At 69.9% G+C, this 23,777-nt stretch carries 20 protein-coding genes; 19 read left to right on the top strand and 1 reads right to left on the bottom strand.

Annotated features, from left to right (window positions below; all coding sequences use genetic code 11):
• The first annotated feature begins 32 nt into the window (after positions 1–32).
• From H5411_RS11665 to H5411_RS11630, 8 genes are read left to right on the top strand one after another with little or no spacing between them, the layout of a single operon-like run.
• A complete protein-coding gene (locus H5411_RS11665) occupies positions 33–1,118 on the top strand; it encodes an NAD(P)H-dependent flavin oxidoreductase (RefSeq protein ID WP_220816823.1) in 1,086 nt (361 codons plus the stop codon).
• Entirely contained in the window at positions 1,118–2,326 is a 1,209-nt protein-coding gene (locus H5411_RS11660) for a CaiB/BaiF CoA transferase family protein (protein WP_183123746.1), read from the top strand. The genes H5411_RS11665 and H5411_RS11660 overlap by 1 nt, the downstream gene beginning before the upstream one ends.
• An 11-nt stretch (positions 2,327–2,337) precedes the next feature.
• Positions 2,338–3,819, top strand: a complete 1,482-nt coding sequence (locus tag H5411_RS11655; RefSeq protein ID WP_183123745.1) for an aldehyde dehydrogenase family protein — start codon at positions 2,338–2,340, stop codon at positions 3,817–3,819.
• A gap of 16 nt (positions 3,820–3,835) precedes the next feature.
• The gene (locus H5411_RS11650; protein WP_183123744.1) at positions 3,836–4,702 is read left to right on the top strand and encodes an SDR family NAD(P)-dependent oxidoreductase; all 867 of its coding nucleotides are present in this window, start codon (positions 3,836–3,838) and stop codon (positions 4,700–4,702) included.
• Positions 4,699–6,435, top strand: coding sequence for a class I adenylate-forming enzyme family protein (locus H5411_RS11645; protein ID WP_183123743.1), 1,737 nt, complete (start codon positions 4,699–4,701; stop codon positions 6,433–6,435). Before H5411_RS11650 ends, H5411_RS11645 begins: the two co-directional genes overlap by 4 nt.
• A gap of 38 nt (positions 6,436–6,473) precedes the next feature.
• On the top strand, positions 6,474–6,698 hold the full coding sequence (locus H5411_RS11640; protein WP_101439995.1) for a hypothetical protein: 225 nt from the start codon (positions 6,474–6,476) through the stop codon (positions 6,696–6,698).
• An 11-nt stretch (positions 6,699–6,709) separates the two neighbouring features.
• Positions 6,710–8,785: a hydantoinase/oxoprolinase family protein gene (locus H5411_RS11635; protein ID WP_244194874.1), complete on the top strand. Its 2,076-nt coding sequence runs from the start codon at positions 6,710–6,712 to the stop codon at positions 8,783–8,785.
• A complete protein-coding gene (locus H5411_RS11630; RefSeq protein ID WP_183123742.1) occupies positions 8,778–10,718 on the top strand; it encodes a hydantoinase B/oxoprolinase family protein in 1,941 nt (646 codons plus the stop codon). Before H5411_RS11635 ends, H5411_RS11630 begins: the two co-directional genes overlap by 8 nt.
• Before the next feature lie 83 nt (positions 10,719–10,801).
• Here H5411_RS11630 and H5411_RS11625 read toward each other — a convergent pair whose 3' ends face one another.
• Positions 10,802–11,716: an alpha/beta hydrolase gene (locus tag H5411_RS11625; RefSeq protein ID WP_183123741.1), complete on the bottom strand. Its 915-nt coding sequence runs from the start codon at positions 11,714–11,716 to the stop codon at positions 10,802–10,804.
• A gap of 396 nt (positions 11,717–12,112) precedes the next feature.
• Here H5411_RS11625 and H5411_RS11620 point away from each other — a divergent pair, with 396 nt between their 5' ends.
• The 11 genes from H5411_RS11620 (at position 12,113) to H5411_RS11570 (ending at position 23,488) form a co-directional block, all read left to right on the top strand.
• On the top strand, positions 12,113–13,270 hold the full coding sequence (locus H5411_RS11620) for a CaiB/BaiF CoA transferase family protein (RefSeq protein WP_183123740.1): 1,158 nt from the start codon (positions 12,113–12,115) through the stop codon (positions 13,268–13,270).
• Positions 13,271–13,357: 87 nt separating this feature from the next.
• Positions 13,358–14,527 (top strand): acyl-CoA dehydrogenase family protein, encoded by a 1,170-nt coding sequence (locus H5411_RS11615; protein WP_208637551.1) that lies wholly within the window; start codon positions 13,358–13,360, stop codon positions 14,525–14,527.
• Between the two features lie 24 nt (positions 14,528–14,551).
• Entirely contained in the window at positions 14,552–15,058 is a 507-nt protein-coding gene (locus tag H5411_RS11610) for a MaoC family dehydratase (protein ID WP_183123739.1), read from the top strand.
• Positions 15,055–16,281 carry a thiolase family protein gene (locus H5411_RS11605; protein ID WP_220816822.1) on the top strand — a complete coding sequence of 409 codons (1,227 nt, stop codon included), beginning with the start codon at positions 15,055–15,057 and terminating at the stop codon, positions 16,279–16,281. Before H5411_RS11610 ends, H5411_RS11605 begins: the two co-directional genes overlap by 4 nt.
• Complete coding sequence (locus H5411_RS11600) at positions 16,281–16,688, top strand: Zn-ribbon domain-containing OB-fold protein (RefSeq protein WP_183123738.1); 408 nt, start codon at positions 16,281–16,283, stop codon at positions 16,686–16,688. Before H5411_RS11605 ends, H5411_RS11600 begins: the two co-directional genes overlap by 1 nt.
• A 1-nt stretch (position 16,689) precedes the next feature.
• Entirely contained in the window at positions 16,690–17,898 is a 1,209-nt protein-coding gene (locus H5411_RS11595) for a CaiB/BaiF CoA transferase family protein (protein WP_183123737.1), read from the top strand.
• Positions 17,888–19,036, top strand: a complete 1,149-nt coding sequence (locus H5411_RS11590; protein WP_183123736.1) for a CaiB/BaiF CoA transferase family protein — start codon at positions 17,888–17,890, stop codon at positions 19,034–19,036. Before H5411_RS11595 ends, H5411_RS11590 begins: the two co-directional genes overlap by 11 nt.
• Before the next feature lie 31 nt (positions 19,037–19,067).
• Positions 19,068–20,417 carry a phenylacetate--CoA ligase family protein gene (locus H5411_RS11585; RefSeq protein ID WP_183123735.1) on the top strand — a complete coding sequence of 450 codons (1,350 nt, stop codon included), beginning with the start codon at positions 19,068–19,070 and terminating at the stop codon, positions 20,415–20,417.
• 12 nt (positions 20,418–20,429) lie between these two features.
• Positions 20,430–21,365, top strand: coding sequence for a LysR family transcriptional regulator (locus H5411_RS11580; RefSeq protein ID WP_101440004.1), 936 nt, complete (start codon positions 20,430–20,432; stop codon positions 21,363–21,365).
• 193 nt (positions 21,366–21,558) lie between these two features.
• Positions 21,559–22,683, top strand: coding sequence for an NDMA-dependent alcohol dehydrogenase (locus H5411_RS11575; protein WP_183123734.1), 1,125 nt, complete (start codon positions 21,559–21,561; stop codon positions 22,681–22,683).
• A 13-nt stretch (positions 22,684–22,696) separates the two neighbouring features.
• A complete protein-coding gene (locus H5411_RS11570; protein ID WP_183123733.1) occupies positions 22,697–23,488 on the top strand; it encodes an SDR family NAD(P)-dependent oxidoreductase in 792 nt (263 codons plus the stop codon).
• Positions 23,489–23,777 lie beyond the last annotated feature (289 nt).

Here is a 23,777-nt window from a genome sequence, read left to right as displayed (position 1 = left end):
GTCGGCCGCGGGGCGGCACGGAGGAGGAGCCCATGTCGCCCACCCTGCGGACCCCGCTTTGCGAGCAGCTGGGGATCGACGTGCCGATCCTGCAGGCAGGCATGGGCAACGTGGCCTACGGACGGCTCGCCGCCGCGGTCTCGAACGCGGGCGGCCTCGGCTCCATCGGCGGCATCGACATCACGCCGGAGCAGGTCGACGAGGAGATCCGGCTGTTCCGCGAGCTCAGCGACGGCCCGCTGTGCGTGGACCTCGGGTTCCCGGCGAACGCGCCGAAGGGACTGTCCGATGTGGACGTTCCGGAGCTGCCCGGTCCGCTCCGGCAGCTCAAGGCGGAGCTGGACGAGCGCGGCATCGAGGTCACCGCGACCACCGACCAGGCGATCAGCCTGGCGGACAACAAGAAAAAGTTGGAAATCTCGCTCGACCACGGGGTCGAGGTGATCGCGTGCGCGCTGGGCACGCCGACCTGGGTGGTGGAAGCTTGTCACGCCAGGGGCGCGAAGGTGATCAGCATCGTCGGGCAGGCGAAGCACGCCCGCAGCGCCATTCGCAACGGCACCGACGTGGTCGTCGTGCAGGGCACCGAGGGCGGCGGGCACACCGGCGACGTCGGGCTGATCACGCTGCTGGCCGAGGTGCTGGAGTTCTCGACGGTGCCGGTCGTCGCCGCGGGCGGGCTGGTGAAGGGCGCCCAGATCGCGGCGTGCCTGACGATGGGCGCGCAGGGCGCGTGGGTCGGCACGCGCTTCCTGGCGAGCGAGGAGTCCGGTTCCGAGGACGTGTTCAAGCAGGCGGTGGTGGAGGCCGAGTACGACTCGACGCTGCGGTCGCTGCTGTTCGACGGCCTGCACGTCCGGATGCTGCGCAACCGGTTCACGGAAGTGTGGGAAGGCCACGAAGACGAGCTGTCCCCGTACCCGGTGCAGCGCGTGCTGACCATGCCGTTCAAGTACGCGGCGATGAAAGCCCGCCTCAAGACCCACATGAGCATGCCCTCGGGCGCCGGTGCCGGCATGATCACCGACCTGCCCGGCGCGGCGGAAATCCTCGAGCGGCTGGTCGAGGAGACCGTCGAAGCGTTGCGCGGCGTCGAGAAGACGGTCGAGTTCAGCTGATGGCCGGGCCGCTGGCAGGGGTGAAGGTCGTCGAGATCGGCTCGATCGGCCCGGGCCCGTGGTGCGCGATGATGCTCTCGGACATGGGTGCGGAGGTGCTCCGGGTCGACCGGGCCGCCGCCGTGCGCGACCACGTCCCGGGCGAGCAGTCCTACGAGTTCGCCACCCTGCGCGGCCGCCGTTCGGTCGGCGTCGATCTGAAACACCCAGGCGGCGCCGAGGTCGTTTTGCGGCTGGTCGAGCAGGCGGACGCGCTGATCGAAGGCAGCCGCCCGGGCGTCGCCGAGCGCCTCGGGATCGGCCCGGACGCGTGCCTCGCGCGCAATCCGCGGCTGGTGTACGGCCGGATGACCGGCTGGGGCCAGGACGGCCCGCTGGCGCAGGCACCCGGGCACGACCTGAACTACCTCGCGCTGAGCGGGCTGCTCCACGCGATCGGCCCGGCGGACGGACGGCCGGTCCCGCCGCTGAACCTGGTCGGCGACTACGGCGGCGGCGGGATGCTGCTGGCGTTCGGAATCGTGGCGGGCCTCTTCGAGGCGGCTCGGTCCGGTCAAGGGCAGGTGCTCGACGCCGCGATGCTCGACGGTTCGCTGCTGCTGGGTTCGTTGTTCCACGGGTTGCGCCAGACTGGGTGGTGGCGGGACGAGCGAGAATCGAACCGTTTGGACGGTGGCGCGCCGTACTACGGCACGTACGAGACCGCCGACGGCAAATGGGTCGCGATCGCCGCCAACGAACCGAAGTTCTACGCGGTCCTGCTGGACACGCTCGGTCTCGCGGGCGACGAATTGCCCGAGCAGCAGGACGAGCGCGGCTGGCCGGAGCTGCGCCGCCGGTTCGCCGCCGTCTTCCGGACGAAGACCCGCGACCACTGGGCCGAGATCTTCCGGGCGCGGGAGACCTGTTTCGCCCCGGTGCTGACGCTCGACGAGGCACCAAAGCACGAACACAGCATCGCCCGCGACGCGTTCGTGCCAGTGGACGGCGTGCTTCAGCCCGCGCCCGCACCGCGTTTCGCCCGTACCCCGGCCGCTGTGGCCGGGCCGGCCGCCGTGCCGGGCGAGCACACCGAGAAAGCATTGCGGGACTGGGGATTCAGTCCCGAAGAGGTGACTGGTCTCGTGGCCGCGCAGACCGTCGTGCAGGCCGCCTGCCCTGCCGGGCACCCGAGGAATGACGTCAACCAGCAGGCCGTCGACAGCTGAACGGAGCGCTCATGAGTGTGGTGGACAGCGGCGAACACCTCGTCGTGGACGGCGATCTGCGGGTGCCCCATCCCGGAGAACTGCTGATCGGCGGGAAGTGGCAGCCCTCGGCCGGCGAGGACCGCACGGTGGTGGTGTCCCCGGCCACCGAGGAGATCGTGGCCGAGGTCGCCGCCCCGGCGGCCGCAGACGCGGACGCGGCGGCTGCGGCGGCCGCCGAGGCGTTCGCCGGGCCGTGGCCGCGGTGGCCGATCGGCCGCCGGATCGAGGTGTGCCGGCGGTTTTGCGCCCTGCTGGAAGAACGATCCGACGAAATCGGTCTCGTGTGGGCGGTCGAATCGGGCATCCCGGTGCGCTGGAGCAAGACGCTGCACCGGTTCGCCGCGCGGGCGGCGTGGCAGACCGCGCTGGACGCGGCCGAGGAGGCGCTCGCTCCGGAGACCCGGGCGACGCCGGTCGGAGAAGTGCGGATCGAGCGCGAGCCGGTCGGCCCCGTGCTGGCGGTGCTGCCGTACAACGGTCCGCTGGCGACGGTGGGCAGCAAGGTCGTGCCCGCGTTGCTGGCCGGTGCGCCGGTGGTGCTCAAGGCCGCGCCCGAATCGGCGCTGATGATGCGGCTGGTGGCGGAGTGTGCTGCGGCGGCCGGTTTCCCGGCCGGAGTGCTCAGCGTGCTGGCGGCGGGGGCCGAAGTCTCCCGACGGCTGGTTCAGGACCCGCGGTTCGAGATGATCTCGTTCACCGGCGGGCCGGCGACCGCGTCGGACATCCTGCGGCAGAGCGCGGACCTGTTGCCGCGCACGGTTTTCGAGCTGGGCGGCAAATCGCCCGCGGTGCTGCTGGACGACGTCGCGCTGGACCGGGCGCTGCGGCCGCTGGTGGCCGGGGCGATGAGCGGGTCGGGCCAGGTGTGCGCGGCGCTGTCGCGGATCGTCGTGCCCCGATCACGGCACGACGAGATTGTGGAGGCGCTGGCCGGTGCCTATCGCGGGCTGCGGATCGGCGAACCGCGCGCGAAGGACACCGACCACGGGCCGCTCGCGACCCGCGCCGCGCTGGACCGCACGCGGCGGGCAGTGGACCGGGCGCGGGAACAGGGCGCGACCGTCGTGACCGGCGGACGGCGGCCGGACGGGTTCGACCGGGGCTGGTACTACGAGCCGACGCTGCTGGTGGGCGCGGGCGAGCAGGACGACGTGGTGCAGCAGGAAGTATTCGGCCCGGTCACTGTCGTCCAGTCCTATGCGGACGAGGACGACGCGGTCCGGATCGCCAACGGCACCCAGTACGGCCTGGCGGCGAGCGTGTTCTCGGCGGACCCGGACCGTGCGCTCGCCGTGGCCCGCCGGATCCGTGCGGGATCGGTGGCGATCAACACCTTCGGCCCGACCATGGCCGCGCCGTTCGGCGGCGTGAAGCGGTCCGGCTGGGGACGGGAATGCGGACCCGAGGGCATCCGCGAATTCACCGACGTGAAACAGCTTCTGGTCGGCTGAGGCGGAAGGACAGGACATGGGCAACGAAGTGGCGCTGGTGACCGGCGGGGCGAGCGGGATGGGCCGGGCGTCGGTGGCGCGGTTCCTGGACCGGGGTTTCGACGTGGTCATCGCCGATCTGAACCGCGAGGTCGCCGAGCGCACGCTCGCCGAGTTCGACGCGGGCGACCGGGTGCGGTTCGCGCACACCGACGTGAGCGACGAGGAGCAGTTCGAGGCGGCGATCGCGCAGACGGTGGAGAGTTTCGGCAAGCTCGACGTGCTCGTCAACGCCGCGGGCGTCGGCGGCGCATTCGGCCCGCTGACCGAACTCGAGGTCGACGACTGGGACTACACCTTCGACGTCGTGCTGCGCAGCGTGTTCCTGGGCGTCAAGCACGCCGGGCGGGTGATGCGGGCGCAGGGGACCGGCGGGGCGATCGTGAACTTCGGTTCGGTGGGCGCTTTCGCGGCCGGTGCCGGGGTGCAGGCGTACTCGGTCGCGAAGGCGGGCGTACAGCATCTGACCAAGATCGCCGCCTTCGAGTACGCCGCGGACCGGATCCGGGTCAACGCGGTGGCGCCCGGCATCATCACCACGCCGCTGATCGGGCTGACCGCTGAGGACCTCAAGCCGGTGCTGGGCACCGTGCAGCCGCTGCCGTACGCGGGGGAACCCGATTTCGTCGCTGGCGTGGTGTCGTTCCTGGCCAGCGACGACGCGAAGTTCATCACCGGCGAGGTGATCACCGTCGACGGCGGCATGATCGCCGCCGGGCCGCAGCTGGGGAACCTGGTCAACAACAACCCCGCGCTCAACGGCCTGGTCGGGGTGAACCGGGGGAGCACCGGCCAGAAGTCCAAGGTGCACCGCACCGTCGAAGTGGCGGGGACCCCGCGATGACGCCGGACCGGCCGTCGATCGCGGAGCGGCGGGCGGATCTCGAACGCGAGTTCGCCCCGTGGCGCTCGCGCACTCTCGACGAGCACTTCGACTACACGGCCTCCCGGTTCGGCACCCGGCCGTACGTGATCGCGGGCGAGCAGGTTTTCACCTACGAGGACGTGCGACGGCGGGCGTATCGGTTCGCGGAAGGCCTGGCCGCACTCGGGGTCCGGCCAGGCGATCACGTCGGGCTGCTGCTGGCGAATTACCCGGAGTACGCGCCGTTGAAGCTGGCGATCGCGCGCGTCGGTGCGGTGGCGGTGCCGCTGAATTATCTCTACCGCACCCAGGAACTCGGGTTCGTGCTGCGCCAGTCGTGCTGCCGGGTGCTGATCACGATGACCTCCTACCGCGACCAGGACTACCTGGCGATGCTCGACGAACTCGCTCCCGGCTGGGAGCGCACCGGCCGGTGCGGGCTCGGCGATCTGGAGCGGGTGCTCACGCTCGATCCGGAAGGCCGGGGCGAGGGCCGCGAGGGCGTGGTCGACGTGCCGGAGCTGGAGCGGATCGGCGCGGCCAGCCCGGGCACGGCCCGGACCGGGACGCGCGGGCCGCTGGAGATGTCGGACATCATGTACACCTCGGGCACCACTGGCGAGCCGAAAGGCGTGCAGCTGAGCCACGACGCATTGCTGCGCCAGGTGTACGGCTCGGCCTATTGCCGCGCGCTGCCGGACGGCAACCGGGTGGTCTTCGCGCTGCCCTGCTACCACATGTTCGCTTACGAGCAAGGCGTGCAGGCGGCCACGTTCGTCGGCGGGACGATCCTGCCGCAGCCGAGATTCGACGCGGGGGAGTACCTCCGGGCGATCGAGCAGCACGGCGTGAACGACGTGCTGGCGGTGCCGACGATGAGCGTCGCGTTGGTCGAGCACCCGGCGCGCGCCGGCACCGATCTGTCCTCTTTGGACCGGATGCTGTCCGCGGCGGCGGTCGCGCCCACCTGGCTGTGGCACCGGATCCGGGACGAGCTGGGGGTCGCCGAGCTGACCACGGCGTACGGGATGACCGAGGTCGGCGGTGCGACGGTGATGACCCAGCCGGACGATCCGCTCGAGGTGACCGCGTCGACTGTCGGCCGGCCGAAACCGAGCGGTGCGGCGAGCACCGCGGGCGGTCCGATCGCGGAATACCGGATTCTCGATCCGGTGAGCGGGGAGCCGGTCGCCGACGGCGAGGCGGGCGAGCTGGTGTCGCGCGGGCCGACGACCATGCTCGGCTATTGGCGCCGTCCCGACGCGACCGCCGCCGCGTTGCGCGACGGGTGGCTCTATTCGGGCGATCTCGGGCGGTTCCTCGACGATGGCTCGCTGGTGATCACCGGCCGGTCGAAGGATGTGTTCAAAAGCGGCGGCGAACTCGTGATGCCCAAGGAGGTCGAGGACTTCCTGTCCGGGCAGCCGGGCGTCAGCCAGGCGTTCGTCGTCGGGATCCCGGACGACCGCTGGGGCGAGGCGGGCTGCGCGTTCGTCGTCCCGGAACCGGGCGCCGCGCCGGTCCCGGACGAGCTGATCGAGGCGTGCCGGGCGAACCTGGCGCGGTTCAAGGTTCCCCGGCACGTGTTCGTGCTCGGCTCCGACGAGGTGCCGCAGACCCCCACCGGAAAAGTGCAGAAGTTCAAGCTCGTGCCGATGGCGCGGGACCTGCTCGGCACGGCCGCGTCCGTCCGCGCCCTCGGCCCGGCCTGACGAAAGCCCTTCATCGAGGCGAACAAGGAGAGAGATCAATGGCGATCACCAATCCACGCCCGGCCGAACCGACGCTGTCGGTCGTCCGGGAGACGGTCGAAGGGGCCTGTGCCCAGTGCGGGGAGCACCGGCTGCAGGCGTACCCGGTGCTGTCCGAGGCCGGCTGGTTCGACGTCGTGAAGTGCGCGGCCTGCCTGACTGACGCGCGGCGCACCCCGGGGCCGAAACTCGGCCCGATCGAACTGCTCGCGGACCGGATCTGAGGAGCGTCGACATGGCTGAGCGCAAGAACATGATCGGCGTGGACGTGGGCGGCACCTTCACCGACATCGTCTCGATTTCCGGCGGCCGGATCGAGACCGTCAAGGTCGCCACCAATGTCACCGAAAGCTACAAGGCCGTGCTGGAGGGCGCGTCCGAAGTGGACGTCGCCGCGGCGGCGGCGTTCAACCACGCGAGCACGCACGGGCTCAACGCGGTCATCACCCGGCGGCTGCCGAAGATCGCGTTCCTGACCACCGAGGGCCATCGCGACCTGCTCGACATGGCCCGCGCGATGCGGCCGCCGGAGGCCAACACCGATCCGCGCTGGCACCGCAGCTTCGGCGACGTGACCGCGCCGATCGTGCCCCGCTATCTGCGCCGCGGAATCCGCGAACGTTTCGGCGCGGACGGGACGGTGGTGATCCCGCTCGACGAGCAGCAGGCCCGCGAGGAGCTGCGGATCCTGGCGCGTTGCGGCGTCGAAGGGGTCGCGATCTGCCTGCTCAATTCCTATGTGGACGGAAGCCACGAGCGCAGGCTGCGCGAACTGGTGGCCGAGGAGATCGGCGACGTGGCGTGCTCGATCTCCAGCGAGGTCTCGCCGCTGGCGCGGGAGTACCCGCGCGCCTCGACCACGGTCGTCGACGTGCTGATGAAGCGCATCTACGGCCCGTATACCCGGGAACTGGCCGCCGGGCTCAGCGGGCTGGGGTTCACCGGCGACCTGAACTTCGCCGACTGCGCGGCCATGCTGGCCCCGGTCGAGGTCGCGATGGAACGGCCCTCGCGCATCGTGTTCTCCGGGCCCGCGGCCGGGACCGTGGCGTGCGCGCATCTGGGCGAGCTGATCGGCGAGCCGAACCTGATCTGCACCGACATCGGCGGCACCTCCAGCGACATCAGCGTGGTGACTGGCGGGAAACCGTTCGTCAACACGACGTTCGAGCTGGAACACGACCTGATCGTGAACACGCTGTCGAACGAGATCGTCAGCGTCGGGGCGGGCGGCGGCAGCATCGTCAGCATCACGCCGACCGGCGAGGTGAAGGTCGGCCCGGAGAGCGCGGGCGCGGACCCCGGCCCGGCGTGCTACGGACGCGGCGGCGAAGCGCCGACGACGACCGACACCTTCCTGATGATGGGGATCCTCGACCCGGACCGGTTCGCCGCCGGGCGTTCGCGGCTCGACCCCGGACTCGCGCAGGCCGCGTTCGAGAACCTCGACACGCAGGCGACGCTGTCCGAGCGGGTGCGGTTCGCCTACCGGATGGCGCTCAACAACGTGGCCGAGGGCATCGTCGACGTGCTGGTCAAGAACGGCGTCGACCCGCGCGACCACGCGCTGGTCGCCTACGGCGCGGCCGGCCCGATGATGCTGCCGGGCCTGCTGGAGCAAATGCACGTCAAGAGCGTGCTCGTGCCGCCGCATCCGGGGTTGTTCTCCGCGCTCGGGCTGGTCAGCGCCGACCAGGTGTACGCCGACAGCCGCACCGCCTACGCCGTGCTCACCCCGGACGCCGCGGACGAGATCGACGCGGTCTACGCGAGCATGGAAGAAGCGATGACGCGGTCGCTGGGCAAGGACGCCGAACGCGTCACGTTCACCCGCTCGTTCGACGGGCAGCTGATGGGCCAGGTCTGGGAGACCCCGTTCGTCGAGGTGCCGAACGGGAAGATCACCCCGGCGGCGGTCGAGACGATGATCGCCAACTTCCACGACGGGTACGAGCAGCGTTCCGGCAACCGCTTCGAGGGGATGCCGGTGCAGGGCGTCACCTATCGGCTCACCGCGGTCGTGCCCACCCCGAAGGTCGATTACCCGGAACCGCCGCGACGGCCCGCGGGCGAATCGCCCCAGCCGGTCGGCACCATCACCATCCGGCACCTCGAGGAAACCGACCTCAAGGCCGGCGAGTACGAACGCGACCAGCTGATGCGCGGCGACGTCATCGAAGGCCCGGCGGTGATCCGCGAGCCGATGTCGACCACCTTCGTGCCGCCCGGTCTCGTCGCGGAGGTGGGCCGGATCGGCGAACTCGTCATCACCCGGGCGACCGGTCAGCAGAGGAGCGAAGGCAATGACTGACACTACGACCGAAACGCTGCTTCGCGACCTCACCGACGAGCAGTTCCTCGATCGCTACGACTGCGACCGGTTCACCGCGTCCGTGCTGGCCAACCGGCTCCGGTACTCCGCGCAGCACGTCACCACCGGTCTGCTGCACCGGGCGTTCTCCCCGATCATCGCGCTCTGCTACGACTTCGCGGCGTGCGTCTGCGCGCCGCCCGAGCAGGACTACGCGATGAGCGCGGTCACGAACGGGCTGTCCATCTTCCTCGGCACGATGTCGGCGGGCGTGCGGGTCGCCGTCGAGGAGTTCGGGCCGGAGAACCTGGTCCCGGGCGACCTGTTGATCTGCAACGACGTCTACCGGATGGGCAACCACTACAACGACGTCTGCTTCATCCGCCCGGTGTTCCACGAGGGACGGATCGCGAGCTTCATCGCGCTGCGGGCGCACCAGCTCGACGTCGGCGGCATCGCGCCCGGCGGGTTCTCGGCGGCGAAGCACAACATCTACGAGGACGGCATCTCGATCAGCCCCCGGCTGCTCTACCACGCGGGCGAGCCGGTGAAGGAGACCTTCTCGCTGATCTTCGACAACGTGCGGATGGCCGAGCTGATGCTGCCGGACTTCCGCACCATGCAGAGCTGCTGCGCGCTCGGCGAGGGCCTGATCCAGGAGATCATCGAGCGCTACGGCATCGAGGCGTACCTCGGCAGCCTGCGGTACGCCTGCGACGCGTCGGCGGAAAGCATGCGCCTGGCGTTCGCCGAAATGCCCGACGGCGACTACTCCGCGACCGGTTCGCTGGACGCCGACGGCGTCGACGACAGCGAGGAGTACGTCGTCGCGCTCACGTTGCGCAAGCGTGGCCCGAGGCTGGAAGCCGACTTCAGCGGCTCGTCGCGGCAGGCCCGAACCTGCATCAACGCCGGTGCGCTCGACGCCAAGACCGCGATCGGCGTCGGGTTGAAAATGCTGCTCTCGCCGGAAAGCGAGTTCACCTCCGGCACCTTCCGCGACATCGATCTGGTGATCCCGGCCGGGTCGATGGTCAGCGCCCTGCCGCCGGACGGCGCGGTCTTCTGCTACTACGAAGTGTCCGCGCTCATCAACACGGTGCTGTGCCGTGCGTTGGGCTCGGTGCTGGGGGAGGCCGCGCTCGGCGGCGACTTCGGCGCGGCGTACGTGCACAACGCGTACGGCGTCGGCCCGGACGGCACTCCGTGGATGTGCTCGGCGATGGCGGGCGGCGAACACGGCCCGCGCGGCGGTTCGTCCGCGGGCGACGGCGACGGGTTCTCCTGCAGTTACATCTTCAACCTGATGTCGCCGTCGACGGAATCGCTGGAAGCGGACTTCCCGCTGCGCATCATGCGGCGCGAGTTCCTTCCGGACACTGCCGGTCCGGGTTCGTTCCGCGGCGGGGCTTCGGTCGCAAAGGACGTCATGTACACCCAGCCCGGCCAGCATCAGACCATCGCGCTGCGGTTCCGCAACGCGAGCGGCGTCGGAGTGCGCGGCGGCAACGACGGCGCTCTCGGCGGAGTCTGGATCTTCGGCCGCGACGGTGCGGAGACGACCGGTGCGTCGACCCTGGTGCCCGCGGACGACTCCTCGTACGCCAGTGCAGTCGCCGTCGCGGGCACGCTGGATCCGAAGACCCAGGCCCCGCGTCCGGACGGCGAGTACTTCTACTACGGCCGCGATCCCGGCTGGGCGACCGAAGCCGGGGCCACCTGGCGGTACGTGACCAACGGAGGCGGCGGCTGGGGCGACCCCCTGGACCGCGACCCCCAGCACGTGCTGCGCGACGTCCGCGACGAGTACGTGACACTCGCCGCCGCGGAGCGCGACTTCGGCGTGGTGATCACCGGCGATCCGCACGCCGATCCGGAAGGCCTGGTGCTCGACCTGGCCGCGACCGAACGGGTCCGGGCCTCCCGGCGCTGACCGGCAGCCGGTGTGCGGGCGCTCCTGCCGGGCGTCCGCACACCGGGGCTGGTTCTCGCTGGAGAACCCGGTACTTTCTCTGCTCAGGCGGAGAGGTGCTCGCCGAAGAAACTGGTCAGCTTCGCAACCGCGGGCGTGACGTGCTCGTCCTTGTCGTAGAGGCTGATGTGGGTGGCGCCGTCGACGACGAAGAGTTCCTTGGGCTCGTCGGCCTTCTCGACCGCCTCGCGGCTGAAGTAGCCGGTGTCGGCATCCGAACCGATGATCATCAGCAGCGGACGCGGTGCGATCAGCTTGATCATCGCGTAGGGGTCGAACTGGGCGATCTGGTCGATGCTGCGCAGCGGCCATTCGTTCGTGGAGTTGCAGTGCCCGCCGCGGGGCGTGCGGTAGTAGTCCTGCGCCTCGCGGTACAGCGTCGGTGCTTCTTCCAAGCCCTCTGGGCTTTCCGGTGCCCAGTTCTGCATCAGCGGGGCTTCGCCGCGCGCCTCGGCGGTGCGCAGGGCACCAGCCTGGTCCAGCATCGCCTGCAGGACCTCCGGGCCCTGGGTGCGGCCGAGTCCTTCGACGAGCAGGCTGCGGATGTCCACCGCGCTGACGGTGGCGACGGCCTTGATCCGGTGGTCGGTCTGCGCGGCGAACGGCACATAGCCGCCGGACGCGCAGATGCCGAGCGCGCCGATGCGGGCCGGGTCGATGTCGTCGCGGGTGGTCAGGTAGGTGACCGCGGCCCGGACGTCTTCGCCGCGCTGGAACGGGTTTTCCAGCCCGCGCGGTTCGCCCTCGCTTTCGCCCTGGTACGCGGCGTCGAACACCAGCGTCGCGTAGCCCTCGCCAGCGAGGCGCTCGGCGTAGATGCTGGCGGTCTGCTCCTTGACGCCGCCGCCCGGGTGGGACACGACGACCGCGGGAAGCGGCGCGCCGGTGTGGTCGTCGGGGGTGAACAGCAGCCCGGCCAGGCTGAGGCCGGCGCTGGGGAAGCGCACGTTCGTCTTCATCGTCTCTCGTCTTCTTTCCCGTGTTGCCAGGCGATTTCCGCCGGCCGGGCCAGGGTGCTCCGGCCGCTGCCTTCGACGATGCCGCGCGTCGCGGGACCCGACAATGGGACGATTCCAGCCTGGGACAAGGTTCTCCCAGGAACACATTGTCCGAGGCGGCGCGGCGGTCGGACGTGGCTCGGCTGTCGGGTCCCGGCGCGGACGGGGAGTTCGGCGGCGTCCTTGAACGCCCCGCTCCGAATGGTGCGCCGGAAAGACGCGATGCTGGAATGGATCCCCGAGCGGGGCTGCCGTATCGTGAGCAGACCGTCCGGGACGATCGATTCGGAATTCCCGAAGCGCCGCTTCGGATTTGCGAAATAGGTTTCCGCCGCCCGCGCGCGTAGCGTTGCGAGGATGGAAGAGACGCATTCCGGGCCGCTGGCCGGGATACGGATCGTCGAGCTGGGCGGGGTCGGGCCTACCCCGTTCGGCTGCATGCTGCTGGCCGATCTGGGTGCGGAAATCGTGCGGATCGAACGCCCGCCCGGTTACGACGGCGGCGCGCCGATCGCACCGCGGTTCACCCTGATGAACCGCGGCCGGCGCGGGGTGCCGCTGGACCTCAAGAACCCGGCCGCGGTCGCCGCGGTCCTGCGGATGGTCGAACGGGCCGACGCGCTGGTCGAAGGATTCCGCCCCGGCGTGGCGGAGAAGCTCGGCCTCGGACCGGACGAATGCCTGGCCGCGAACCCGGCGCTGGTGTACGGCCGGATGACCGGCTGGGGCCAGGACGGGCCGTGGGCGCGGGCGGCGGGGCACGACGTCAACTACGTGTCGCTGACCGGCGTCGTGCACTCGATCGGCGAGGCGGGCGGGCCGCCGGTGATCCCGCTGAACCTCGTCGGCGACTTCGGCGGCGGCTCGCTCTACCTGGCTCTCGGCGTGGTGTCCGCGCTGCTGGAAAGCCGCACCTCGGGCCGCGGCCAGGTGGTGGACGCGGCGATGGTCGACGGTTCGGCGTCGCTGATGACCGCGTTCTACGGCTTTCGCGCGGCGGGCTACTGGACCGACGAACGCGGCACGAACCGGCTCGACTCCGGTGCGCCCTGGTACCAGGTCTACGAAACGAAGGACGGCGGCTGGATCAGCCTCGCCGCGAACGAGACCAGGTTCTGGCGCAACACCCTTCGGATGCTCGGCTTCACCGAGGACGAGCTGCCCGGCCAGCACGACCGCGAGCACTGGCCGGAGATGAAGAAACGCTTCGCCGAGGTGTTTCGGACGAAGACGCGCGACGAATGGTGCGCGCTTGCCGAGGGGCAGGACGTCTGCCTCGCGCCCGTGCTGTCCATGGCAGAGGCCCCGCAGCATCCGCACCTGCGGGCTCGCGGCACGTTCGTCGAGGTCGAAGGCGTGGTGCAACCGGCACCGGCGCCTCGGTTCAGCCGCACGCCGGGCGCGATCCAGCGACCGCCTGCCGCGCCGGGGGAGCACGCGGACGAGGTGCTGGCCGACTGGGGTTTCTCGGCGGCCGAGGCGGCGGACCTGCGCGGTTCGGGCGCGCTCGGCTGAACCGTGGATTCGGAATTCCCGAATCCACGGTTCGGGAATCGTCAATTGGCTTTGCGGTCCGGCGGTCTTAATCTGATGGAAACCGTGATGGGAGTACCGGAAATCATGTGCGCGAATTTCCTGAACGAAGCGCAGGCGGAATGGCTGAAAACCGTCAACGACTTCATGGACAACGAAATCACCGTCGAATACGTGCGCAAGTGCGATTTCGAGCGGCAGTACCCGTACGAGGCGTATGAGAAGATCGCGAAGCAGGGCTGGCTCGGGATCCTGATCCCGGAGTCGGAGGGCGGCTCGGGCGGGGACATCTTCGACTACTCTCTGATGGCCGAGGGCCTCGGCAAGTTCGGTTTCGACTTCGCCTGTTCGGTGCTGGTGCCGACGTTCACCGCGATGAACATCATCAAGTACGGGACCGCGGAGCAGAAGGCGCGGTACGTCAAGCCGTTCATCGACGGGCAGATCCGGTTCTCGGTCTCGATTTCCGAGCCGGATGCCGGGTCGGACGCGGCCAATACCAAGACCCACGCGCGCCGGGACGAGAACGGCGACTGGATCGTCAGCGGCTCGAAGCTGTGGTGCAGCGGCGCGGCGGCGAAGGACACCGTGATCGCGATGCTGGTGCGCACGGACAAGAACGACAAGCACAACGGCCTGTCCGTGCTGCTGATCCCGAACGACACTCCGGGCCTGGACATCCGCAAGCTGCCGACGCTGTCCCGGCACGCGACCGGCACCACCGAGATCTTCCTCGACGAGGTCCGGGTGCCCGCGGACGCGCTGCTCGGCGAGGTCGGCCAGGGCTGGAAGATCATCACCGAGCACCTGGAGCTGGAGCGCTGCGCGGTCGCCGCCGCGTATACCGGCAACGCGCAGGAGGCGGTGAACAACGCCAACCGCTACGCCCACCAGCGCACCCAGTTCGGCAAGCCGATCCGCGATTTCCAGGTGCTCAAGCACATGCTGGCGGAGAACCAGACGCGGGTCGACGCGGCCCGGCTGCTGTGCTACCGGGCGGCGCAGATGAAGGCCGACGGCCTGCCCGCCGCGCGCGAGACCTCGATGGCCAAGCTCTACGGCTCGGAAACCCTGAAGCAGTGCGCGCTCGACGGGATGCAGATCCTCGGCGGCTACGCGAACCTGCCCGAGGGCGACATGGAGCGGTACCTGCGGGAAAGCATCCAGTCGACGATCGGCGGCGGCACCTCGCAGATCCAGCGCACGATCATCGCGAAGTCGATGCGCCTGCCCGCCTGACCCTGTTCTGAGGAGAGAAGATCAATGGGGATCAACAACCGCATCGACATGCCCTACGACGAGCTGGAGGTCGGCCAGACCTTCCGCTCCGGCGGGCGGACGATCACCGAGGCCGACGTCGTCAACTACTGCGCCCTCACCGGCAACTGGATCGAGATCCACTCCAACAAGCACTACGCCGAGCAGACCCGGTTCGGGAAGCGGCTGGTGCAGGGTTCGCTGACGTACTCGATCATGACCGGTCTGATCCAGTTCGGCCCGTCGATCCAGGCGAACTACGGGATCGACAACCTGTGCTACCTCAAGCCGGTCGCGATCGACGACACGATCTACGTGACCGCCGAGGTGACCGCGAAGAAGGAAAAGGACGACAAGTACGGCGTCACGACGTTCCTGATGAAGGCACTCAACCAGGACGGGTACGTGGTGCAGCGCAGCGAGTGGAGCCTGTTGATGCTGCGACGCCGCGAGGACCTCGAAGCGCTGCTGGCGGCGTCGCTGCCCACGGAGAAGCAGCCGGAGCGGAAGTGACCGCCGGAGAACCGGTCGCGGCGATCGTCGGGATGGGCGACGCGTACGCGTCGAAGACCGACCGGAAAGACCCGCTGCAGCTGGCGACCGAGGCGACGATGGCGGCGCTGGCCGACGCCGGGATCGGCAAGCACCAGGTGGACGCCGTGTTCACCGGCCGCTCGCCATGGGCGGACAAGCGGTCCCAGTGGAGCAATATCTTCATCTCGCACCTGCAGATGCCGGTAACGCTCAACAGCGAGATCACGCTGCACGGCGCGGGGCTGACCTCGACTATCGCGGTGGCGTCGCAGATGATCGCGGCCGGAGCGGCTGAGTACGTGCTGTGCGTGCAGAGCGACGCGACAGAGCTGTTCGTGGACGCGGTGGCGATGGGCTCGGAAGCCGACTCGGATCCGCAGTACGAGGTGCCGTACGGCCCGACCATCCCGTCGCTGTACGGGCAGGCCGCGAGCCGGTACTTCCACGAATACGGGCTGACCGAGGAAGACCTCGCCGATGTCGCGATCGCCAACCAGCGATGGGGCGCACAGCATCCGCACGCGGCCAAGCGCAAGCACGGCGAGATCGACCGCGAGAAGGTGCTGTCCTCGCCGTATGTCGCCACTCCGCTGCGCCGGTGGATGTGCTCCACCTGGGGCGGCGGCACCGGCGGCGCGCTGGTGGTCACCTCGCCCGAACGCGCCAAGGAAGCCCGCGATCCGGTATGGGTGCGCGGCTACGGCTCGGCGACCACGCACGAGTACCTCACCGACCGGATGAACATGCGGTCCGGCCGGTTCGCCGGACTCGGCGAGTTCCCGAACCTGACCCACACCTCGACCGTCGAGGCCGCCCGTCAGGCGTTCACGCGATCCGGGCTCACTCCGTCCGATGTGGACATGCTGCAGCTGTCGGTGAATTTCGCGCACATGGGGCCGATCATCATGGAAGACCTGGGTTTCGCGAAGAAGGGCCACGGCATCGACGTGTACCGGGAAGGCCGTACCGGCGTCGACGGCGACCTGCCGACCGACACCAACGGCGGCTGGCTTTCCTTCGGCCAGCCGGGGATCTCGTGCAATATGGACAGTCTGGTCGAGGCGGTCCGGCAGCTGCGCGGGACCGCGCTCGGTCTCGCGCCGAAGCGGAAACCGCGCACGGTGCTGGTGCAGGGCGCGGGCGGCATGCTCGCCGCGGCGGGCGTGATGGTGTTGTCCGGCAACGACGCTGGGAGGCCGTGATGAGCGAGGACTGGCCGCAGCCGTACCGGCTGCTGGACGCCGAGCCGTACTGGGCGGCGCTCGACGAGGAACGGCTCACCTACCAGCGTTGTGGTGCGTGCGGCGAAGTCGTGTGGCCCGCGCATTCGTACTGCCCGCACTGCTCCGCCCGGTCGCTGGGCTGGGAGGAGTCGCGGGGGCACGGCACGGTGTGGTCGTACAGCACGATCATGCGCGGTCCGACGCCGGTGTGGGCCGCGATCGTGCCGTACACCGTCGGGTTCGTCGAACTGGACGAGGGTTATCAGCTGTTCACGCAGATCGAGGCGGAGCCGGACGCGATCGAGATCGGCATGCCGGTCGAGGTCCGCTTCGTGCGCCGCGGGGAGCAGACGCTCCCGGTGTTCGCCCCGGCTGAGGAGGGATGACATGGCGGGACCGCTCGACGATGTGCGGATCCTGGACCTGACCTCGAACTTCATGGGGCCGTACGCTTCCCTGCTGCTCGCGGACCTCGGCGCCGACGTCGCCAAGGTGGAGTCTCCGGAAGGGGACACCACGCGCGGCGTCGGCCCGCGGCGCAACCCCGGAATGGCCGCGATCTTCCTGCACCTCAACCGGAACAAGCGCAGCCTGGTGCTCGACCTGAAGCATCCGGAGGGCCGGGACGCGCTCGTCCGCATGCTGCGCACGGCCGACGTGCTGCTGCACAGCCTGCGCCCGGCGGCGATGGAACGGCTCGGACTGTCCTATGCGGACGCCCGGGAGATCAACCCGCGGCTGGTGTACTGCGGCTGCTTCGGGTTCGGGCAGAACGGCCCCTACGCGGCGAAACCGGCGTACGACGATCTGATCCAGGCGGCGGTCGGCATGCCGGTGGTGCAGAGCCGGGGACAGGGCGAACCGGCGTACGTCGCCACGGCGATCGCGGACCGGACCGTCGGGATCGCGGTTTCGTCGGCGGTCACGGCCGCGTTGTACTACCGGGAACGCACCGGGCACGGGCAGGAGGTCCAGGTGCCGATGTTCGAGACGTTCGCGCATTTCGCGATGGGCGACCACCTCTACGGGCACACCTTCGTGCCGCCGATCGGGGAGTGGGGCTACGCGCGGATGATGAACGCGGACCGCCGCCCGTACCGGACCCTCGACGGCTACCTGGGCGTCAACATCTACACCGACCGGCATTGGCAGCGGTTCTTCGCCGCGGTCGGCCGGGCCGATCTGGCCCGGGACGCGCGGTTCGCCGACATCCACGGCCGGACGGAGAACATCGGCGAGCTGTACGCCTTCCTGGCCGAGGTGTTCGCGACCCGGTCCACCGACGACTGGCTGAAGCTGCTCACCGAGGCGGACATCCCGGCGATCCGGATGAACACGCCGGAGACGCTGCTGAGCGATCCGCACATGAGCGACATCGGGTTCTTCGCCGAGCAGGACCATCCCACGGAGGGGCGGCTGCGCACCATCGGCCTCCCGCAGCGGTGGAGCGAAAGCGCTCCCGAGCTGCGGCATCCCGCGCCGCGGCTCGGCGAGCACACGGCGGAGCTGCTGCGGGAGTTCGGATTCGGCGAGGACGAGATCGGCGCGCTGCTCGCGGCGGGCGCGGCCGGGACGGGAGTGCGCGATGACGCGTGAACTGCCCCTCACGGGGATCGTCGTGGTGGAGCTGAGCGACAGCGCGTCCGCGCCGTTCGCCGGCAAGATCCTGGCCGAGCTCGGCGCCGAGGTGTGGAAGGTGGAGCGTCCGACGGGCGATTCCTCCCGCGGCTGGGGGCCGAGCGAATGGAAGGGCGACGGGGCCGCGTTCCACGCGCTCAACCGCGGCCGCGGCTACCTCAGCCTCGACATCAAGGACCGCTCGGACCTGGCGACCCTGCACCGGCTGATCGCCGAGCGGGCTGACGTGTTCCTGCACAATCTGCGTCCCGGAACCGCGGCGAAGTACGGCCTCGACGCGGACAACCTGCGGGTGACCAAACCGGAACTGGTGCACTGCGAGATCGGCGCGTTCGGCAAGGCCGGGCCGCTGCGCGAACTGCCCGGCTACGACCCGCTGATGCAGGCGTTCTCCGGGATCATGGACATCACCGGCGAACACGACGGCGGCCCGGTGCGCGCCGGGGTGTCCATCGTGGACTTCGGAACCGGGATGTGGGCGGTGATCGGCGTCCTCGCGGCCCTGAACCGGCGGCATGTGAAGCACACCGGGGCCGCGGTCGACGCGTCGCTGCTGGAGACGGCGATCGCGTGGAACTCGGTCGGCATCGCCGGGTACCAGGCCGACGGGTACCCGGGGAGCCGGCACGGGTCGGGCGTGGCGTTCATCGTCCCGCACCGGGCGTTCGCGGCTTCGGACGGCGCGTTGATCATCAGCTGCGCCAACGACGCGCTGTTCGCCCGGCTGTCCGCGGCTCTCGGGTGTCCGGAATGGGCGGACGACCCGCGGTTCGCGACGAACGCCGCACGGCTGGAGAACCGCGCCGAGATCGACCGGCTGATCGGCGAGCGGATCGCGACCGGTACGCGCGCGGAATGGCAGGAACGGCTGCAGGCGGCCGGGATCCCGTGCGCGCCGGTGCAGACGACGCCTGAACTCGTCAGCCACGAGCAGACGCGTGCGCTCGGCATCATCGACACCGCTGACGAGGGCGAGATCGGCGTCGTCGGGCTGCCGTTGTCGTTCGACGGCAGGCGGCCGCCGCCGTTGCCCGCGGTCCGCCCGATCGGCGCGGACAACGACCTGCTCGGCTCGGTGCTGCCGACCCGGGCCTGAACTCGTCCCCTGGAGAGAAGTGGAAAGCGTGATGGCTGCGCCGTATTCGGAGAAGCAGTGGAGTGCGATCGAATCCGCGTCCGCGGAGGAGGCGCGGGCGGTGCAGGAGGCGCGGTTGCGGGAGCAGCTGGCCTACGTGGGCGCCCGCAGCGTGTTCTACCGGGAGAAGTTCGCCGGGATCGACCTGTCGCGGGTGCAGTCAGTCGAGGATTTGGCTCGGTTGCCCTTCACCGAGAAGCAGGAGCTGCGGGAGAGCCTGGCCGCCGTGCCGCCGCTGGGCGCGCACGTGGCGGCGGATCCGGGCGAGATCGTGCAGATCCAAGCCTCGTCCGGGACCACCGGCAGTCCGTCCTACGTCGGGCTGACGCGCGGCGACATCACCACCTGGTGCGAACTCGGGGCCCGGGCGCTGTATGCGAACGGGTTCCGGCCGGGCGATCGCCTGCTGCACGCGTTCGGGATGAGCAAGGGGTTCGTCGGCGGGCTGCCGGTGGTGCAGATCTTGCAGTACATGGGAATCGTGGACATCCCGATCGGCGCCGAAGCCGGAGCCGAACGACTCCTGCGCGTGCAAGCCGACCAGCGTCCGAACGCGTTGATCGGGACGCCGTATTTCCTGGCGTACCTGGCCGAACAGGCACCGGCGATCGTCGGGCAGGAAGCCCGGGACCTCGGGGTGCGGGCGATCAGTGTCGGCGGAGAGCCCGGTGGCGGTCTGCCCGCGGTGCGCGAGATGCTGGAGTCGCTGTGGGGTGCGACGTCGCGGGAGATGCTCGGCGGGACCGACATCGCGTGCACGTATTGGGGCGAATGCGAGGCCGGGAACGGCATGCACTTCCTGTCCCCGGACCTCATGGTGGCCGAACTGATCAACCCGGACACCGGTGACCAGATCGCGCCGGTCGAGGGCGCGCAGGGCGAACTTGTGTACACCGCGCTGCAACGGCAGGCATCGCCGCTGGTGCGGTTCCGGACTCGCGACCACGTCGTCGTCACCGGCACCAGCTGTCCCTGCGGACGCACCGGATACACCGTGCGCTGTATCGGACGCACCGACGACATGCTCATCGTCCGCGGCATCAACGTCTTCCCGTCGGCGATCAAGCAGCTGGTCGCCGAACTCGCTCCCGCGACCACCGGCGAGATGCGGATCCGCGCCGACTTCGAGGGGCATTCGACCCAAAAGCCGCTGCCGCTGGTGGTCGAGCACGCCGGACTGGACGAAGCCCGCCAGACCGAACTGCGCGCCGCGATCGAGCAGCGGGTGCGCTCGGCGCTGAACGTGAAAACCTCCGTCACGCTGGTCCCGGACGGCACGCTGAAACGCCCTGACCACGTCAAAGTCAATCTCGTCGAACGGGTGCCCGCGCAGACCGCGTGATAGAGGTAAAGCGTGAGCGCGTTCAACAGGCTGCACCTGATCCGGCAGGTCGACCTCCTGACCCTGCGGCTGTTCCTGTCCGCGGTCGAGGAGAAGCAGATCGGGCTGGCCGCGATCCGGGAGAACGTCTCGGCGTCGACGGCCACGAAGCGGATCCACGACCTGGAGGCGATCGCGGGCATCGAACTGCTGGAGCGCGGCCCGCGCGGCGTGGTGCCGACGCCCGCCGGGGCGGTGCTCGCGCGGCACGTGCGGAAGATCTTCGGCAGCCTCGAGGACATCCGGTCGGAAATCGCGTCGTTCACCGAGGGAATGCAGGGAGATCTGACGATCGCGTCGGCGCGGTCGATCTTCGCTCCGTTTCTCGCGAGGGAACTCGGTGAATTCCACCGGCAATACCCGCGGGTCCGGTTGATCGTCCACGAAATCGAAAACAAGGAAATCCTGCAGGAGGTCGCGCGCGGCGAAGCGGACCTCGGCGTGTTCGCGGCGGCGCACGAACTCGACCTGTCCGGGGTCGACGTGACGCCCTACCGCCGGGACCGGATCGTGGTGGCGCTGCCGCGCGGGCACCGGCTGGCGGACCGGCTGAGCGTGACGTTCGCGGAGCTGCTGCCGGAGCCCCTGATCGCGGTGGGACCGATGGCGGGCGCGTTCCGGGCCGCGGCGCGCCGGCTGGGCGAGGAGTTCGAACCGGCGTTCAGCGTGCGCAGCGGGGAGGTCGCGCTGAGCCTGGTCCAGGCCGGACTCGGCGTCGCGGCCCAACCGGAATGCATGGTGACCCGGGAGTTCCTGGACCGGGTGGCGGTGGTCGAACTCGCCGAACCGTGGGCGGAGCGGAAGCTCCACCTCGCGACCGCCGCGGGCCGTCGCCCCGGTCCGGCCTGCCGGGCGTTGCTCGAACAGCTGCTGGACCGGCCGGTCGACGAACTCCCGGTGGAGAGCTGAACGCCGCTTTCCGTTCCCCGAAGCGCCGTTTCGGAGATTCCGAATTGATTCCCCGGGCGTGAGCTGCCTAACATCGAAAACGCGGCGGGAAAGTTTCCCGGTTCCGCATTTCTTGAGCGCGGCGAGCGTTTTCCGGTGCGATCTTCCCGAAGGAGGCCGAAACGATGGGTGCACATCGGGGCACGGTGGTCGAGTGCTGACCCGCGGCGCGGTGCTGCGCGAGGTGCCCGGCCGGTACGAGGTCGTCGAGCTGGAGGTCGACGACCCGCGTCCGGGCGAGGTTCGCGTGCGGATGGCCGCGAGCGGCCTGTGCCATTCCGACGACCACTTCGCCACCGGCGACCAGACCGCCCCGATCCTGCCGCTCGCCGGCGGGCACGAGGGAGCGGGGATCGTCGAGGCGGTCGGGCCGGGGACGCCCGGGTTCGCTGAGGGCGACCACGTTGTGTTCTCGTTCCTGCCGGTCTGCGGCAGGTGCCGGTTCTGCGCCCGCGGCGTGCAGAACCTCTGCGATCTCGGCGCCTCGCTGGGTACCGGCGCGCGGCCGGAAGACCCGACGTCGTTCCGGCTGTCGCTCGACGGGCGGCCGGTCGGCCAGATGGCCGGGCTGTCCACCTTCTGCGAGCACACCACCGTCTCCACCGCTTCGGTGATCAAGATCGACCCGGACATCCCGCTCGACGTCGCGTGCCTCACCGGCTGCGGCGTGGGCACCGGCTGGGGTGCTGCGGTGAACTCGGCCGCGGTGCGGCCCGGGCACGTCGTGATCGTGATGGGCATCGGCGGGATCGGCATCAACGCCGTCCAGGGCGCCGCGCACGCCGGTGCGGTCGCGGTGATCGCGGTCGACCCAGTGGCGTTCAAACGGGAATCCGCGCTGAAGCTGGGCGCGACGCACGTGGTCGCGGACATGGACGAGGCCACCGAATTGGCCCGGTCGATGACCAACGGCCAGGGTGCCGATTCGGCGATCGTGACGGTCGGCGTCGTGACCGGACGCCACCTCGGCCAAGGCCTCGCCGCGGTGCGCAATGCGGGCACGTGCGTCGCGGTCGGCCTGGGCGACACCTTCGTCCGCGACGGGGACTTCAACCTGCACGAACTCGTCCTGTACCAGAAACGCCTGCAGGGCTCGCTGTTCGGCGCGAGCGCCCCCACCGCGGACATCCCCGCCCAGCTGGAGCTGTACCGCCAGGGTGCGCTGAAGCTCGATGAACTGATCACCACCCGCTACGCGCTCGAAGACGTCGCCGCCGGGTTCGACGACATGAAGGCCGGCCGCAACCTCCGCGGTGTCCTCGTCCACGCTGGTGGCTGAACGGAATGCGGCGATGAGCACGATGGACGGGAAAGTCGCGCTGGTCACGGGCGGTACTGGCGGGATCGGCCGGGGTGTCGCGCGGCGGTTGGCCGCGGCCGGGGCGACGGTGGTGCTGAACGGCCGGGACGAAGCCAAGGCCGAAGCGGTGCTGGCAGAGCTGGGCGGCAAGGGCTGTTTCGTGGCGGGCGACGTGCGGTCCGCACTGGACATGCGAGCCGTCGCGGCGGAAGCGGCGGCGCGGTTCGGCGGGATCGACATCGTCGTGCCCAGCGCGGGCGGCAACGACGACGAAGCGCGCACTACCGCGGTTCGCGGGCCGTTCCCGGATCTCGACCTGGAGCGCGTCACGACGTTCATTGGCGCGGCGGTCGCGGCGAAGCTGAACGTGGTGCAGGCCGCGGTGCCGTATCTGCGGTCACGCGGCGGCGGCAGCGTCGTCTTCGTGACCTCAGCGGGCGGGCGGGTCCCGACCCCTGGCCAGACCGCGATCGCGACCTTTTCGGGCGGGTTGATCATGGCGAGCAAGGTGCTGGCGAAGGAGCTGGCGCGCGACCGGATCCGGGTGAACTGCGTGTGCGTGACCGTGGTCCGCGACTCTCCGTCGTGGACCGCCGCGTTCGAGTCGGCGGACGCGGTGAGCGACCGGCACCGGCGGCAGTACGAGAAGATCGTCGAGCGCAGTCCGCTCGGGGTCGCCGCGCCGGAGGACATCGGCGATGTCGTCGCCTTCCTCGCCTCGGGGGAGTCCCGGTATCTCACCGGGCTGACCGCCAGCCCGACCGGCGGTCTCACCGTCCACTGAGGAGAAGCCACGAGCAAGCCGCGGCCTGGACCGGTCCTTGCGATCAAGCAATTAAATATTTTATATTTTCACACTTCAACACACTGCCGGGTGAAACCGGCTCCGGGATGAGGACGACATGAGCGTACAAGGACGTATCGCGCCTGCCGAAGCGGCGACGAAACGCCGCGGGAAAGTGCTGACGGCCGCGATCGCGGCGCAGTCTCTGGAGTACTACGACTTCTTGATCTACGGAACCGCCGCGTCGCTGGTGTTCAACCACGCGTTCTTCCCGTCGACGAGCGCCGCG

The organism is Amycolatopsis echigonensis (assembly GCF_014174495.1).
GTDB classification, from domain to species: Bacteria; Actinomycetota; Actinomycetes; order Mycobacteriales; family Pseudonocardiaceae; genus Amycolatopsis; species Amycolatopsis echigonensis.
Note: the sequence above shows the minus strand (reverse complement) of the source record. Positions and strands in the feature narration are given on the sequence as shown.